The organism is Methanofervidicoccus abyssi, from assembly GCF_004310395.1.
GTDB classification, from domain to species: Archaea; AGJL01; Methanococci; order Methanococcales; family Methanococcaceae; genus Methanofervidicoccus; species Methanofervidicoccus abyssi.
This window is the reverse complement of record NZ_BFAX01000005.1, coordinates 16,258-32,341: the sequence shown is the minus strand read 5'-3', so window position 1 is coordinate 32,341 and position 16,084 is coordinate 16,258. Positions and strand designations below refer to the sequence as shown.

The window sequence follows — 16,084 nt, the reverse complement described above, 5'->3', positions numbered from 1 at the left end:
CTGTAATAGTATTCTATAATATTGTATTATATATTTTTTATGGTAAATCTTGAAGGTGTTAATATATGTGTGGAATAATAGGATACCTGGGAGATAGAAAGGCCTCAGAGATCCTACTGGAGGGACTGAAGAGGTTAGAATATAGAGGATATGACAGTTGTGGTATTGGAGTTGTTGACGGAGATAAATTGATAATAAAAAAAGGTGTTGGTAAGGTAGATGAAGTTTCTAAAAATGAGAATTTCCTCGACGTAGATGGAAAGGCAGGTATTGGACACTCTAGATGGGCAACTCATGGAAGTATAACAAGGGAGAACGCCCACCCTCATACAGACTGTAAAGGAGAGTTAGCAGTGGTTCATAATGGGATAATCTCAAACTATAGAGAGTTAAAAGAGGGATTGATTAAAAAAGGACATAAATTCAAGTCCCAGACAGATAGTGAAGTTATAGCACATCTAATTGAGGAAGAGCTGAAGAGGTTAGATAAATCCCAAATCTTCCAGGAGGATTACATTAACGCTGTAAAGAGGGCAATAAAGAGGTTAGAGGGCACCTATGCAATACTTATACTGAATAAGGACTTCCCAGATTTACTCCTTGGAGTAAGGAATGAGAATCCTTTACTTTTAGGTGTAAAGGAAGAAGAATGTTTCTTAGGTAGTGATATATCTGCCTTTTTGAAGTGGACGAAGGAGATTATTCCCTTAGAGGAGGGAGATATGGTTATTCTTAAAAAGGATGGGAACAAAGTATCCTGCGGTATATACAACTTGGAAGAAGATAAAGATGTTAGCAACAACAGGAAGAGGATTACTATAGAGTGGGATATAGAAACTGCAGAGAAGGGAGGTTATGAGCACTTCATGCTTAAGGAGATTATGGAGGAGCCCGAAGTTATAAAGAACTCTGCACGGATATCCAGGGAGGAGATCGAGGAGTTGGTAAGATGTATAAGGGATTACGATAGGGTGTATATCGTTGCCATGGGTACTTCTCTCCATGCAGGAATGGTTGGAGAATACTGGTTTTCAAAGTTAAATAAGTTAGTAATCCCATGTGATGCATCTGAGTTCCTAGTAAAGGGAATAGTTGATGAAAATACCTTAGTTATAGGGATCACTCAAAGTGGAGAAACTTATGACACCATAAGGGCTATAAGATATGCAAAAAGTAAAGGGGCAAAAACTGCTACAATAGTAAATATACTCGGATCTACAGCAACAAGGATAAGTGATATCACAGTTATGATGGGGGCAGGTATTGAGATTGCAGTATGTGCAACAAAAACTTACGTATCTCAACTTATGATACTGTATAGATTGTTTATAGAGTACGGTAAAATAATTAGTAGAGATATGAGGATATTTGAGAAGGAGCTAGAGAAGATCCCTGAATATATCAAAGGGATATTGGAGAACAGGGATGCTATAAAGAAGGTATCAAAGAGTTTAAAGGCTAAAAACTATCTATTTATCTCCAAGGGCATAAATCTACCAAATGCCTTGGAGGGTGCTCTGAAGTTCAAGGAAATCACGTATCTACATGCTGAAGGCATGAGTAGTGGATTTCTGAAACATGGCACCATATCTCTTATAGACGATAACATGGATACTGTAGCTCTCGTGCCACCTTCCAGTAGCGATCTCTTCAGATCTGTAGTATCAAACATAGAGGAGATAAAGGCTAGAGGTGGTAAGGTAGTTGCCATATCCCCTATGGAAATAGAAGTTGTTGATCACTTGATAGAGATACCTGATGTGTTAGAGGAAGTAAGTCCTTTCCTCTATGCACCAGTTTGCCAGTTGTTGGCATACTATAAGGCTGTAGAACTTGGTAGGGATGTTGATAAACCAAGAGGGCTTGCTAAAAGTGTTACTGTGGAGTAATTTCATCCCTTTAAAGTGATAGTTTTAAAAATAAAAAACCTCTTCATAATGAGAATAATTACAGAAATACTTAGTAATAAAAAATGAAAAGCACAGTTTTGTATCATTCTAACTCTTCATACTCCCTCTTTAAGATAAGGGCATCGTATTCCAACTTTGGACTCTCACAGATGACAGTGCCCCTTACACCATAATCTTTCAGAGCCTTTAGAAGGGATCTGTAATTAAAGTTCGACTCCTTAAGGGGGAGGTGATTCTTCTCCCCTCCTTTTCCATAGTCAATTCCTGATATATGAATATGCATATCGTATATCCCCTTTTTTCCTAAGGTATTTTCTACCTTCTCCAGTATCTTGTAAAACGCGTTGTAGTCGTTTATCTTTCCCATACTCCTTGCATATATATGGGCAAAATCTATACAGGGCAGTATTCCAAGTTCGTGGGAGAGGGAGAGTATTTCATCTAAGTCCCCAAACTGAGTAATTTTTCCAGTAGTCTCTGGTCTCAACATCACATTTATCCTGTTCTCCTTCAGGTAGTTTATTATCTTTTCTATGTTCTTCACCATGATTTTATATACTTCCTTTTTATCCATCTTAAGATAATATCCTGGATGAAAAATAATATTTCTATTAGCATCAGAGTATTTGTTAAAGATGTTGATAATCTTCCCAGTATTTATTATATGGTTTATACTTCTTATAACCTTTTCTTCTTCTTTTGCATTTAGATTTATATAATAGGGTGCATGGGCACTTACTACAATCTTCTTTGAATGTTCCACCAGATCCTTAGCACCTTTCTCTTTTATATTGACTCCATGGACAAACTCTAATTCCATGGCATTTAAATTCATCTTCCTTAGGAGGTAAAAGGCGTTTTTAGTAGTCCTTGGTTTTGTATTTAAAGGTATGCCTGCAGTTCCAAAGTTTAACATATTATCCCAGTAGTTTATTTAAAATATTTATTAAAAATAATAATATAACTTAACAGCAATAGGTTACATCACTGATAGAGGTACAGAATTCCAACGAAAAGGCACACTATCTTCTCTCCCTTAGACGACAGTATTTAGAAGATCTTCTGGGTTGATCCTTCATTATTTTCTTTAAACATTTTTCGCCACTATTTTTACTATTTTATTATATTCTTTTTATTTTAATAATAATTATCATAAACTAAAACTAAAGATACAGTATCCCTTCCTTAGATCTCACAGCGACACTGGGAACATACTCCTTGGCTATCTTTCCCAACTCTACAAGTTCTTCCAAGGTAGGTTCTCTCATCTTCCTGTATTCCTCTTTCCAAGAGTGCTCTCTGTCAAACTGCTGTAGGGCATAGAGATCACAACCTTTCACAGTTCTAACAACAGTGTAGATATCTTCTCTATCTATTTTCTCTGGTATATATGTAGTTCTACACTCAATGAAAACACCTTCTTTCTTACAGATTTTTATAAGTTTTTTTACGTTACTCTCTATTTTACTACCGTCATATTGAGCAATATCCCAGTATTTTTCGAAGGCACATTTAACATCTACAGCTAAATAATCTATAAGTCCTTCCTGGACCAACTCCTTTACAGTATCTACGTTGGATCCATTGGTATCCAATTTTATTGGAAGATTTCTTTCTCTCTTCACTATCTTACAAAACTCCATGAGAGCCTGAGGTTGTACCGTAGGTTCCCCTCCACTTACTACTATGGCTTCTGAAAAGGTTAAATCCATACTTTTATAAACCTTGTAGGGGGAGATGTTGTAGGTATTTTTCTTCATCTGTGTGTAGTTGTGACAGTATCCACACTTCATATTGCAACCACTCATAAATACAACGGAAGAACATTTTTTAGGATAGTCTAACGTGGATAGATCTATTATTCCAAATATCTTCATAGTTACCCCAAGATGAGAGTTTAATAATTATAATTCCCATTTGTATCAAAGTATAAAAGTGTGTATAGAGGTAATTCATATATCAGATTATTATATTGATGTTTTATGTAATATTTTAGTTTCAGGTATTATAGATATATCAGCTTCCATTTACATACTTAGTAGCAATAAATTTTCATTATTATAAATTAAATCGTAGATTTTAATAGGTGGCTCTTATGGAAATCGTAGTTCTTATTGACAACATCGCCAGTAAACCCTATATTGCCCAACATGGTTTATCTGTAATTATAAAAACTGAAGATAAAAAAATACTATTTGATACGGGTCAGGATCCCTGTACGTTAAAGAGAAATTTGAAATTAATAGGAGAAGACGACAACTTTGACTGTATAGTTATAAGTCATGGTCATTACGACCATGCAGATGGTTTGAAATACTTTATAGAGAAAGGAGAAAGTAGACCTAAGATACCTATCTATATTCATCCAGAAGCCTTTGTAGATAGATATATAGAAGGAAGGTACATAGGGATAGATAAAGAACTGAAAGAGTGTCTAAAAAGGGAGAATCTAATACTTGTAAATGATAAACCTCGCTATGAAAGAGATATGATAGTATCTGGAAAAGTTGAAAGGTTATTTCCCCACGAGAACGATCCATTTTATATGGTGTTAAAGGATGGGACACATAAAATAGACTACGTAAATGACGATATGTTTATAATTGTGGAAGATGTAGTATTTACAGGATGTGCCCACAGTGGAATAATCAACGTCATAGAATACGCTAAGAAGATAAATAAGAAGGTTAGGGGAGTTGTGGGAGGTTTCCATCTAATGCACGCTTCAAAGAAATATATAAAAATGATATACGATTATTTCTCTATACACAACTTTGAATTTATAATGCCCCTACACTGCACAGGTCTATACGCTACGAAAATCTTAAGTAAATTGAATAATTTTATATATGGACACGTTGGTAAAAAGCTGATAGTGTAGTAATCAGAGAATCCCTTTCTCCAATGTCCAAGTTTATTAAAAAGTAATAAACAAATTAAACTAACAATAACTATCCAGTATCTCCGATAAAAAAATAATTAATAAAACATTAAAATTAATAATAAAATAATAAAATCTTAAAAAACTGTTAAACCAAAAATAAAGAATACTGAGAAAGACAAAATTCTCTTAAAACCAGAAAATAATAATAAAGAATGAAAAAACATGAAATAAGTTTTATTCATGAACTATACTGTATACTGGAAAATAACGCAGGATTTATATTAAATCTTCTTTTTATTTTTTTATTATTATTTTCTTATTAACTACTAATTTAAATTTATTATTATTAATTTTTATTGAGATTCCTTTGAAGTTATTGTTAATTTAAAAAGTCTTGTTTATTACATAAAAATTATAGAAATTGTAAAAAGTAGTTGATAGTCTAATCTTCTCTAGTTAAAGTTAAATTTAAAAATTTAATTATTATACATAGTCAAATATTAAATCTTTGAAAGAAGAAAGTATCTATCTTTCTAAACATTCCGGGATATAGATAAAAATATCTATTAGAATATTGGGAGGATAAATCTCTAGCTAGTGGGACATATAGAAGTTGTAAGATGATGTTACCTTAGTTAGTATCATTAGTACAGTTTAATTTAGTGGTTGTTATGATAAAAACTGTAGTTGGTAGTTATCCAGTGATTACAAAAGAACCTGAGAATCTATGGGAGAAGGTATTAGACATCTTTGGTATCTATGACAGGTACAAATATGCCATTGAGAGGGCAGTTAGGGACCAGTTAAACGCAGGTATAGATATAGTAAGTGATGGGCAGGTAAGGGGAGATATGGTGGAAATATTTGTAAATGGTCTCTACGGTTTTGAGGGTAAGAAAGTTGTGGGAAAAGTTGAGTTTCTCGAACCTATTACCTTAAAGGATATAAAGTTCGTTAGGAAGATAATAAATAAATACTCCAATGAAAAGAAAGGAATCAAAGGAATAATAACAGGCCCCTGTACCATTGCAGGATCTGTAAGGGTGGAAGATTACTACACAGACAATAGAGATGAAACTTTAATATACGATCTAGCAAATGCACTGAAGAAGGAGGTAGAGTCTATCCAGGATTACGTATGTATGATACAGATAGATGAGCCCATACTATCTACAGGTCTCTACGATTTAAATACTGCAAGGAGGGCGATTAAGAGGATAAGTGAAAACATCAAGATCCCTGTAGCCCTACATGTATGTGGAGATGTCTCAGATATCTTCCAGGAGTTAAACACTTTCAACGTAGATATTCTAGATCATGAGTTTGCATCTAATAGAAAAAATTTAGATATATTAGAAGAAACAAATAAAAAGATAGGTTTTGGATGTATAAACACCAAGGTAAAGTCGATAGAATCCATTGAGGTTGTTAAGGATCTACTGAATGAGGCCCTGGAGATACTAAGGAACAATCCTTTATTTTCAGAGGTACAGAGTAATGAAGAGTTGTTGAAGAGGTTAAATGAATACCTCATGGTGGATCCAGACTGTGGTATGAGGCTTCTACCTATAGATGTAGCCTATGATAAGTTGAAAGTTATGGTTAAAGCCTCGGAGGAGTTTGAAAGGGAGTTAAGGGAGAGATGATGAGAGCCTACGAGAGACTTCTGTTGAGCATAGATTCAGACAGGTTTCCAGAGGAATTTAAAAGAGTATTACTGGAACTTAACATTTCCCTGAAGGAGTTCTCAAAAATATCAGACATTCCATACAGCACCCTATACAAGATAATACAGGGTGGAGATTTTAGAGTATCCACCCTTAAAAAAATAGTTGATACCGTGAAAAAATTTGAAATGAAAGATGAGGAAATGGACAAGATAGCAGTTATTGCTGCCAGGCCTTCTCTAAATAATATAAAAACTAAGGTGTTTAAAGTTCAAGGTAAGGAATACCTACTGAAGGAGTACCCTGCAAATTCCCTGGAGGACTGTATAGTTGCTGCCATCCAGGCGGAGAGAGAAGGTGTCAAGGCTATAATATGTGCACCTATTGTAAGTTCCAGTATTGAGAAGGTTGTAAGGGTACCAGTTGCAGTTGTAATACCTGAGAAGAATGCCTTTATGAGGGCTCTTGAAGTTGTGGTTAGTAAGATATAAAGGTTTTAATAATAACCGGCTTCTTCTCCATCCTAAAGAGTGAAGCTTTTAATTGTAAGATCATAAAAATTAATAAAATATAAAAGACTATAAGTTTTATCTATCCCAACCGATTGTACTTAATACCACTCTCTTAGTATATACCTGGTATAGAGAAAAATCACTTTATTATTGTTATTTTTTACTTCTCTCTCTGATAGAACTAATCATTCTACTCTTTTTCACCTTCTATATTGAATATTTCACTTAACTTTTCCCTTAATTTCTCTCTACCTTCTCTAGTTCTAATTTCGTATATCTTCAAGGGTGTAAATAGGTTGTATATCTCAATCTCATTTATCCCTATATCCTTAGCCCTCGCCTGACATATCTTAATAGCGATATCGTTTAGAAAAGCGTCTATTGTATCTGCATAGTGAAGGATCCACCCTTCTATGGAATCTGGTTTCATAGAACCATACTCTCCATGATGGGAAGCCACCACCTTTATAACTTCTATAGGAAAATTCCTCTTGTAAAGTTCGGCAACTACTAGGGTAAGATGATCTAAGTGGAACTTTGGAATGTGATCGTACTTCTCACCTTCAATATCTTCCACATAATTAAAGGGTTTCATAATGTCATGAAGTAGTCCTCCTGCTATCAGCACATCTTTGTTAATGTTTAGATTATATACTTCCTCAAGCGCATCTGCTATCTTCAACGCTATCTTTGTTGTAGCTAAGGTGTGTTCAATTAAACCTCCTTTATACTTGTGATGCCATCTAATACTGGCAGGCGAGTCCTCAAGGGGAACATTTGTACTTTCAATATCTCTATGTGTTGGAAAGGGATTTTTCAGAAATTCTATAACTTTCTCTCTTAGATCTTTATCTTTTATCTCTTCTGCTAAGGATATAAGATCTTCAAGAGAATATCTCTTTCTCTTATGTTCTGTTCTTTTTTCATCTTCCATTTTTTTATTATTTTTCGATGATTCTATTTTCTCGTCCTCCATTTTATTCACCTGCTGTTTTTATATTTTTATATTTTATATATGTGTGATTTAAATCTTAAAAATAACAATTAGAAACCTAACAAAGAATAAAAAGAAAAGGAGCAAATATAATTGGTATCCCTTTGAGCTACCATAAACCTGTAGAGAAGCAAGAAATTTATGTTAACCTATCTTTTTAAAGATTTTTTATCTCATATTGTTTATTTTTTACTTATTATGTTGTTTTTTTATTTTTTTAATTATTTATTATTTTTCTTAATTATTGTTATAGTTCAAAAAGTTAATGTTTTGGCTATTAAAACAAAAGGATAAAACACCTATCTTACGGTATTCGTTAGAATTAGGCACTTTTGAATAAAAAAAGGTTTAAAAAAATCCATGCCGTCTTTTAACCCTAAAGGTTTATAACAGGTGATGGTAGATTTATCCTTTTACCCTTCTTTTTAGAATTATAATAATCGAAGAGTAAAAAATAATATTATTATTAGAAATAATTAAAATTAAAAATAAAGAACATCATATAAAAATAAAATCCAGACTATATTCCTGAACCATGCTATAAGGTTTATTACTTCTTTCTCCACCCCTTAGCAATATCCACAAAATTCTTAACTATCTTTAAACCTTCTTTACTCTCCCACTCTGTAAGCACACTCTCAGGGTGAAATTGCACCCCTTCAATGGGTTTATATTTGTGTCTTATGCCCATCACTATTCTCTCTTCACCTACAGTAGTAGCACTGATCTCAAAGTCTTTAGGTACTTCGAGCACTGCCAGGGAGTGATATCTACCTCCTACAAGAGGATTCTTTACACCTTTAAATATACCTTTCCCATCATGTTTTATTAGGGATGCCTTGCCATGGACAGGGGATACCTTTCCTACTTTTCCCCCAAAGGTATAGGCGATAATCTGATGCCCTAAACATACACCTAATATAGGTACATCTACACTTTTTACAATATCTGGGCAGTTCTCAACATCCCTCTTTTTTTCTGGACTTCCAGGGCCTGGGGATATTATAATACCTGAGGGATCTATCTCCTTAACCTCCTCTACAGTTATAGTATTTGATACCACTTCTACACTGTCGTATATAGAGGCATACTCCGCCAAATTCCATACAAAGGAATCCTTGTTATCTATGATAAGTATCATAGTTTCACCGTTGTCTATTAACATTCAGAGCGCTCATAATTGCTGCCATCTTTCTCTCAGTTTCTATGTATTCATTCTCTGGCACGGAGTCCGCCACTATTCCCGCTCCAGCCCTCACTCTTATAAGGTTATTTCTCTCTACTTCAGCCATCCTTATAGCAATTGCAGTATCTCCGTAGTTGTTCAGTGAGAAGTATCCTACAGCCCCCCCATACACCTTTCTCCTAGATCTCTCTAAAGTATCTATTATCTCCATAGCTCTATACTTAGGTGCTCCAGTTAAGGTACCTGCTGGAAAGGATGCTTCTACAGCATCAAACATTGTAATATCTTCTCTTAACTCTCCAACAACTTCACTCTCTATATGTTGCACATGGCTGTATCTAACCACCTCAAAGAACCTCTTCAATCTAACAGATCCAGGCTTTGAAACCTTCCTGACGTCATTCCTTGCTAGATCTACCAGCATCATATGTTCGGCCTTCTCCTTCTCATCTTGGAGGAGTTTCTCTGCCAACTTTTTTGTCTCCTCCTCAGTTCTTCCAACGTTTATAGTTCCTGCAATAGGGTTTATCCTTAGTATATTTCTCTCTACAGAAGCCATAGTTTCTGGAGAAGTTCCTAAAACCTTCTTCTCAAACTCCAAGAAAAACATATAGGGACTTGGACTTATCTCCCTGAGATTCCTATATATCTTAAAGGGAGACAGATCACTCCTTAGTTTATACTCCCTGGATATAACTATCTGAAAGGCATCTCCATCGTATATATACTCCTTAGCTCTCTTCACCATCTCAATATAATCCTTCTTCTCTGCATCACAACTTACGATCTCTGAACTACCTGATTCATCTGGAATTTTCGTATTTTTTGCCCTATCAACTATCTTTTCAGCTCTCTTTATATCTTCCTCTGAGTGATCTAGTGTAAGGTAGTAGTATCTATTTAGTATATGGTCGTATACATAGAGATGCCTGTAGTATCCAAAGACTGACGCTTCTTCGATATCTCCTCCTATGTAATTATATACAGCATCGTAAGCTATATATCCTAAGAAACCTCCTATAAATCTCTCATTTGCATCGATATTGGAAGGTATCTTATCTCCTATTTCGTTGAAATATACTTCCTTTAGGCCTTTAAAGGGATTACTCTCCTTGGATACTCTGGTATTGTCTATCCTTGTGTCCCTTTTAATTTTTACTATAAACTCTGGATTTGCAGAGATGTAGGTATATCTCGCCTTCGATGGATGCTTGTCCCTAGATTCTAATATAAATGGATAATCTCCCTCCTCCCTTAATACGCTGTATAACTTTATAGGATCTACGTAGTGGAACTTTTTTCTGTAGAGTTTCATAGTTATCTCCAGTCAAGATTTTAGATATATATTATCTTATCTCTATCCATCTTTATAGCATAAGAGTTAGATAAGATTATCTATATTAATATACATCCATCTTAACTTGGTTCTTATCAAAAATCAAAAAATAATAAAAATATATAATGAAAATTATAAATTTAATAGAACGATAAAAAATAACAGTTTCATCCCTTAATCTACTTACTTTAATATATCTCTTTGATAACGATGTAATAGTTTAAACGATGAATTCTGCTCTTAATGGATATCAAAGTATAAAGAAATAAAATAAAAATAAAAATATAAAACTAAAAAATGATTAATGTAAATCCCCTCCATTCCCCAGTGCTGATATTTTTTTATTTTTATATATTTTTTATTATTTTTATATTTTTAATTTATATTTTTAATAACTCTCTCAATTAAATTTATCTTAACTATTTTTAATTATTATTATAAATTATTTATCCCTACTTCCCTCTAAAATCCCCCATTTCAACTCTCTACACTTCTCCTCAAGTTTTTTTACAGTTTCTTCGGAATCACCATATTTCTCAATTATCCTTACGTAGGCACTCCCTACAACAACTCCATCTGCTCCAGCCTCAATAAACCTCTTAGCATGTTCCTTCTTTGATACCCCAAATCCGACATAGACAGGATTTTTACATATATCCTTAGCCTTCTTTAAAAAGTTAAGTGCCAAGGTGGAGATTTCTTCCCTAACTCCTGTAGTACCGTAGAGTGAAACTAAGTAGAGAAACATAGTACATGCCTTATCTATTTCCTTCAATCTCTCATCCGAAGTATTTGGAGCTGCCAGAAATACTGTACCAATATTGTACTTCCTACATATGGAGAGATAATCTTCCGCCTCCTCAACAGGTAAATCTACCACTATTAAACCATTACCCCCAGCTTCCTTCAACCTCCTTACGAAGTTCTCCACTCCCAGGTTAAATACAGGGTTATAATATGTCATCACAACTACAGGAGTATCGGAGTATTTCCTAAACTCTTTTATAATGTCAAAAACCTTGGAAACCTTCATTCCTCTCTTTAACGCCCTAATATTTGCCTTCTGGATTGTCTCTCCGTCTGCCATGGGATCACTAAAGGGTATTCCTAACTCTATTATATCCGAGTACTTACTTAGGGCCTTCATAAACCTTAGTGTTGCCCCTATGTTTGGATCCCCTGCAACTATAAAACTAACTAACTTCTTTTCCATGTAATCACTCCCTATTTAAATTTTACATACTTCATAACTGTATCGAGATCTTTATCCCCCCTACCTGATAGATTTACTATAATAATCTCATCCTTATCCATATCCTTCGCTATTTTCATTGCGTAGGCGATGGCATGAGAGGATTCAAGGGCAGGAATTATCCCCTCAGTTTTTGAGAGTTCCAAGAAGGCATTTAGAGCTTCCTTATCTGTTATTCCTACGTATTCTACTCTACCTATATCCTTGAGATAGGCATGTTCAGGTCCTACTCCAGGATAATCCAGCCCTGCAGAGATACTGTGGGTGGTCTTTATCTGTCCGTCTTCATCCTGAAGGAAGTAGGAGTACATACCATGGAGTATACCCTTCTTACCCTTAAGTAAGGTAGCGGCATGTTTATCTGTATCTAGTCCTTCTCCAGCAGCCTCAACTCCAATTAGCTTAACTTCTTTATAATCTATAAACTCGTGGAAGATACCTATGGAGTTACTCCCTCCTCCAACACAGGCGACAATACAGTCAGGTAGTCTTCCTTCCATTTCTAAGATCTGTCTCTTAGCTTCTCTCCCTATTACAGATTGAAAATCCCTAACCATTGTAGGATATGGATGAGGTCCTACAACGGAACCTATGAGATAATGAGTATATTCGAAGGTTTCCACCCAGTCTCTTAATGCCTCGTTGATAGCATCCTTTAAAGTCTTTGAGCCAGAGTCTACTGGATAAACCTCTGCCCCATGGAGTTTCATCTTATACACGTTTAGTCTCTGTCTCTCCATATCTATAGTACCCATGTATATCCTAGTCTTCATCTTGAAAAGTGCTCCAGCCATGGCAGTAGATAGTCCATGCTCTCCGGCACCAGTCTCTGCTATCAATCTCGTCTTTCCCATCTTTTTTGCTAAGAGAGCCTGTCCTATACTGTTGTTTATCTTATGAGCACCTCCAAGTAGTAGATCCTCCCTCTTCAGGTATATCTTAGCTCCTCCTATCTTCTCTGTGAGGTTCTTGGCGAAATAGAGAGGCGTCTCTCTACCGGCGTAGTTCTTTAGATAGTAGTCAAGTTCTTCCCTGAATTCAGGATCATCTTTGTATTTTTTGTAAGCCCTTTCCAACTCTTTTAGAGGAGGTTTAAGTACCTCTGGGACGTACTGTCCTCCGTACTCACCAAATTTCATCTCTCTATCACCTTACTTTTTAAATAAAGGTGCCGTAGTTTAGGATGATCTCTAAGATAATTATGGAGATTGTAATCCCTAACACCTTCTCAGGTGTTATCTTTATCTTTGATATATCTGTATCCATGTATCTAATCAATCCTGCACTTGTGACCAATCCTCTATCTTCATCTCTTCTAGTCATAGTATCACAGTTAATAAGTTAATAAGTTTGTAAAATTTGAAACTTTAATTATATTTGTAATACATAAGATATAATTAGATAATATAAGGAGGCGATCTCCTATATCATCTCTTTTTGAGTGTTACCCCTGGATGTTGAAAAATACAAGATTAAATTCTTGTTAACACCCCTTTGAAGGAGATTATCTTCACTATACTTTAATAAATAGAGCTTTGATTAATGGATTGAAATCGTATCTCTCTTCAAACTTTTATTTTTTACCATATATTTATTTATTTTTATTATTATCTTCGTAAATAAATGAGATTTTATAAAAAAATTATTAAGAAAAACAAACTTAATTTAAATACTCTTTTCCGTAATCTACCCTGTATATCTTGAATCCTGGCTGTATTCCTGGATTTGTAGGATCCCATGTAGCCTTAACCAGTTTAATATGTTTCAATCCAGCACCATCTAAGAAGTGAAGTTTTGTGTATATACTGTCTTCCAGGTTTCTTGTTGATATCCACGCGTATATCACATATCTTTTGTTATCTAAAGATTTCACTCTAACAATTAAACTATAGACACCATTTTTATTGAATACTTTACTATACAACTTATCTCCATACTCCACAATAACTTTGTGAAATTCTGTTATATTTTTACTTACTATAGCATTTCTATCCATATCGTAAGCTATATCATAACTGTATAGTGTGTTGTTTTTTATCACTATCTTTTGAATAGGTGTTACAATTACGAAAGAGTTATTAATTAAAAATCCATTTCCTCCAGGTAACCTTACATAATATCCTTTTTCTCTCTTATAGACAGGAGTTTCTGGAGGTAAATCGAAATTCCAGAAACCAAACATACTCCAGACAGAAGCTATATCAGTCATCCTGTTGTAGGTAATAAGATAATCTGGGTTAGGATTTTCTGGATGGGTGTAGTTTAGAAGTGTTCTGGCATCTTTGTCACTTAGATGATATTTCTCAGTAAGTATCTTATAGGCCTTACTTCTACTTACCGGGAGTATCTCATTGAGTATTTTAACTGTCATAGATACGTTGTTGTGAGTATAGTTCATAAGGATACCTCCCCTTTCAAAGGCTTTATCTCCACTTGTGGCGAGCATCCTTATTATACCTACTGATAGGTTTTCGTTGGATGTTGCAAAGATTCTACCTACCCAATAGGCCCTCGGAGAGTTCTGGCTTCCTCCGTCGAAAGTTACCATCTTCCTTGTAGCCCAGGTGTATATATGTCCGTTATCCCACCAACAAGTAATTACTGTGTTATTTGGTGTATCTTCCTTTATCCAATCTAATCCCTCCTTCCAACCGTTGTTAAATGTTGGTGCAGTATAGAAAGGAACAGCACTGGCTAAGGGAGGTAAGACTAAGGACAGTGCCAGTAGTAAAGTAGCAATCTTTTTCATTCGGTTATTATGAGAAACTACTATATCTGTTATCTTGTATATACTAAGTATTCCTAAGACAAGTAGAAATCCATAGGCGGCGATTGGAACGTAAGTTGTGGGGAGTATAATCTTTGGTATCTTGGGGAGTGTCTTAAACAAGGTATAGAAGAAGAATATTCCAACTGTTGGATAAATTATCCAATTTATCAATTCATCAGTCCTTCTGTTTATAATATTCACCAACTGTCCAATGAATATACCCACCCCTATGGAGAGAGGAGGCGCCATTAAACTGATAAACCTTATTCCTTTTGTAGCAGCATAATATGTTGCAGCGAGCCATATTGTAAGAAGGAGGGCGTATTTCAGATCTATCTTAATATTTTCCTTTTCATACCTCATGGAGATAAAGGATGCTAATATTCCCAAGACACCTAATATAAATAATAAAAAATCCCCTAATGCTCCATTTACAATTTCTTTAATTGTTGGTGTCTGAAGTTCAGATACTGTGGTAAATACGTTAGGCCAACCTGTGGTCATGGTAGTTTCCTTTATTTTGATAAATTTAAATGGTGAGAAGATACCTCCCATGAAAACATTTACACCATAAAGTAGAGATATGAGAAGAGCACTTCCAAGAATAAAAATACTTAGTATGGGTAGAAGTCTCTTTATATCATCTACTAAAAGTGGAAGGGATATTTTGTCCTTATATATACTTATAAGGAGAGTATATACTGCATACAGTACTAAGAAGACTCCAACTATGTAGTATCCATACCACCAACCTTTCCACATCCTTGGGGCCAGTACCATTGTAAGTGTTGCCAAGAGTGTATATACTAGGGATAATTTCAAGTTCTTCTGATTGTGAAGAGCTTCCATAATAAACCATACTATGAAGAGTATAGGCAATATCTCAAATATAGGAGTATCAGCAAAACCTGCAGAGGTTTTATAGAGCAATGTAGGGGTGGAGACTATAGTTAATGCCCCTACAACCCCACCAATATTACTTCTGGTAACTCTCCTAACTATGAAGAAGATAGGTATACCTAAGAGGGTACTTAGAAGAGGAGGTACCCAGAAGGCTGCGTTCATTAGAGTTACTGTTGGATCTATGGAATGCCATATTTCATACACTATGATAGTTGCATAGGTTATGGCAGGTACAGGTATAGTTATTGGATGACCAGGAGGAGCATACTGGCAGGTGTCGTAAGGTACCCACTTCCCATTTATATACTTCAACGTTTCTCCGAGATAACCATGGTTGTAGTAGTTCTCAGTAAGTCTCAGATAGTAGTAAGGATCCAACCCTACAAGATACATCCTTCCATGTTCATCGGAGAACACCTCTTTTAATACCTCGCTATTAGTAAATCCCATATCTGCAGGTTGAGCCCTCAGTTGGAAACTTATAAGACCTATAAGCAGTAGAATAAGAATCAACTTTAGATGTTCATGTTTCTTGAAAAATTTGTGAATCTTTTCTAACACTTCTTTCATACTATACCTCCTCCGTTGAAACTTTGAAGACATTTATTAGTAGATGGGAATGTGATATAAATATCTTTAATCCAAAGTAAATTAAAATTATGATAATGGT

At 34.9% G+C, this 16,084-nt stretch carries 13 protein-coding genes; 4 read left to right on the top strand and 9 right to left on the bottom strand.

Annotated elements, in window-relative coordinates; genetic code table 11:
• Window positions 1-65: 65 nt before the first annotated feature.
• Complete coding sequence (gene glmS, locus MHHB_RS06150; RefSeq protein ID WP_131007802.1) at window positions 66-1,889, top strand: glutamine--fructose-6-phosphate transaminase (isomerizing); 1,824 nt, start codon at window positions 66-68, stop codon at window positions 1,887-1,889.
• A gap of 103 nt (window positions 1,890-1,992) precedes the next feature.
• On the opposite strand, the gene MHHB_RS06145 is transcribed toward glmS, so the two are convergent.
• Both MHHB_RS06145 and MHHB_RS06140 read right to left on the bottom strand, forming a co-directional pair.
• Window positions 1,993-2,826, bottom strand: coding sequence for a TIM barrel protein (locus MHHB_RS06145; protein WP_131007801.1), 834 nt, complete (start codon window positions 2,824-2,826; stop codon window positions 1,993-1,995).
• A gap of 247 nt (window positions 2,827-3,073) precedes the next feature.
• Window positions 3,074-3,787, bottom strand: coding sequence for an anaerobic ribonucleoside-triphosphate reductase activating protein (locus MHHB_RS06140; protein WP_131007800.1), 714 nt, complete (start codon window positions 3,785-3,787; stop codon window positions 3,074-3,076).
• 218 nt (window positions 3,788-4,005) lie between these two features.
• On the opposite strand from MHHB_RS06140, the gene MHHB_RS06135 reads away from it, so the two are divergent.
• The 3 genes from MHHB_RS06135 to MHHB_RS06125 all read left to right on the top strand — a co-directional run bounded on the left by MHHB_RS06135 (window position 4,006) and on the right by MHHB_RS06125 (window position 6,952).
• Entirely contained in the window at window positions 4,006-4,791 is a 786-nt protein-coding gene (locus MHHB_RS06135; RefSeq protein WP_131007799.1) for an MBL fold metallo-hydrolase, read from the top strand.
• Between the two features lie 674 nt (window positions 4,792-5,465).
• Window positions 5,466-6,440, top strand: coding sequence for a methionine synthase (locus tag MHHB_RS06130; protein ID WP_131007798.1), 975 nt, complete (start codon window positions 5,466-5,468; stop codon window positions 6,438-6,440).
• Entirely contained in the window at window positions 6,440-6,952 is a 513-nt protein-coding gene (locus MHHB_RS06125; RefSeq protein WP_131007797.1) for a helix-turn-helix domain-containing protein, read from the top strand. Before MHHB_RS06130 ends, MHHB_RS06125 begins: the two co-directional genes overlap by 1 nt.
• Window positions 6,953-7,163: 211 nt before the next feature.
• Here the strand turns inward: MHHB_RS06125 and MHHB_RS06120 are convergent, their stop codons facing one another.
• From MHHB_RS06120 to MHHB_RS06090, 7 genes are all read right to left on the bottom strand, one after another.
• A complete protein-coding gene (locus MHHB_RS06120; RefSeq protein WP_131007850.1) occupies window positions 7,164-7,907 on the bottom strand; it encodes an HDIG domain-containing metalloprotein in 744 nt (247 codons plus the stop codon).
• A gap of 610 nt (window positions 7,908-8,517) precedes the next feature.
• Window positions 8,518-9,108, bottom strand: coding sequence for an aminodeoxychorismate/anthranilate synthase component II (locus MHHB_RS06115; RefSeq protein ID WP_131007796.1), 591 nt, complete (start codon window positions 9,106-9,108; stop codon window positions 8,518-8,520).
• Window positions 9,109-9,112: 4 nt separating this feature from the next.
• Complete coding sequence (locus MHHB_RS06110; RefSeq protein ID WP_131007795.1) at window positions 9,113-10,468, bottom strand: anthranilate synthase component I; 1,356 nt, start codon at window positions 10,466-10,468, stop codon at window positions 9,113-9,115.
• A 463-nt stretch (window positions 10,469-10,931) separates the two neighbouring features.
• A complete protein-coding gene (trpA, locus tag MHHB_RS06105) occupies window positions 10,932-11,702 on the bottom strand; it encodes a tryptophan synthase subunit alpha (protein ID WP_131007794.1) in 771 nt (256 codons plus the stop codon).
• An 11-nt stretch (window positions 11,703-11,713) separates the two neighbouring features.
• A complete protein-coding gene (gene trpB, locus MHHB_RS06100; RefSeq protein ID WP_131007793.1) occupies window positions 11,714-12,880 on the bottom strand; it encodes a tryptophan synthase subunit beta in 1,167 nt (388 codons plus the stop codon).
• Between the two features lie 19 nt (window positions 12,881-12,899).
• On the bottom strand, window positions 12,900-13,064 hold the full coding sequence (locus MHHB_RS06095) for a preprotein translocase subunit Sec61beta (RefSeq protein WP_131007792.1): 165 nt from the start codon (window positions 13,062-13,064) through the stop codon (window positions 12,900-12,902).
• Window positions 13,065-13,401: 337 nt separating this feature from the next.
• Window positions 13,402-15,984, bottom strand: coding sequence for an STT3 domain-containing protein (locus tag MHHB_RS06090; protein WP_131007791.1), 2,583 nt, complete (start codon window positions 15,982-15,984; stop codon window positions 13,402-13,404).
• Window positions 15,985-16,084 lie beyond the last annotated feature (100 nt).

Excerpts from the sequence above, each read along its gene's own strand:
- glmS (WP_131007802.1), top strand. The coding sequence starts at position 66 with ATGTGTGGAATAATAGGATACCTGGGAGATAGAAAGGCCTCAGAGATC.
- MHHB_RS06145 (WP_131007801.1), bottom strand. The coding sequence starts at position 2,826 with ATGTTAAACTTTGGAACTGCAGGCATACCTTTAAATACAAAACCAAGG.
- MHHB_RS06140 (WP_131007800.1), bottom strand. The coding sequence starts at position 3,787 with ATGAAGATATTTGGAATAATAGATCTATCCACGTTAGACTATCCTAAA.
- MHHB_RS06135 (WP_131007799.1), top strand. The coding sequence starts at position 4,006 with ATGGAAATCGTAGTTCTTATTGACAACATCGCCAGTAAACCCTATATT.
- MHHB_RS06130 (WP_131007798.1), top strand. The coding sequence starts at position 5,466 with ATGATAAAAACTGTAGTTGGTAGTTATCCAGTGATTACAAAAGAACCT.
- MHHB_RS06125 (WP_131007797.1), top strand. The coding sequence starts at position 6,440 with ATGAGAGCCTACGAGAGACTTCTGTTGAGCATAGATTCAGACAGGTTT.
- MHHB_RS06120 (WP_131007850.1), bottom strand. The coding sequence starts at position 7,907 with ATGGAAGATGAAAAAAGAACAGAACATAAGAGAAAGAGATATTCTCTT.
- MHHB_RS06115 (WP_131007796.1), bottom strand. The coding sequence starts at position 9,108 with ATGATACTTATCATAGATAACAAGGATTCCTTTGTATGGAATTTGGCG.
- MHHB_RS06110 (WP_131007795.1), bottom strand. The coding sequence starts at position 10,468 with ATGAAACTCTACAGAAAAAAGTTCCACTACGTAGATCCTATAAAGTTA.
- trpA (WP_131007794.1), bottom strand. The coding sequence starts at position 11,702 with ATGGAAAAGAAGTTAGTTAGTTTTATAGTTGCAGGGGATCCAAACATA.
- trpB (WP_131007793.1), bottom strand. The coding sequence starts at position 12,880 with ATGAAATTTGGTGAGTACGGAGGACAGTACGTCCCAGAGGTACTTAAA.
- MHHB_RS06095 (WP_131007792.1), bottom strand. The coding sequence starts at position 13,064 with ATGACTAGAAGAGATGAAGATAGAGGATTGGTCACAAGTGCAGGATTG.
- MHHB_RS06090 (WP_131007791.1), bottom strand. The coding sequence starts at position 15,984 with ATGAAAGAAGTGTTAGAAAAGATTCACAAATTTTTCAAGAAACATGAA.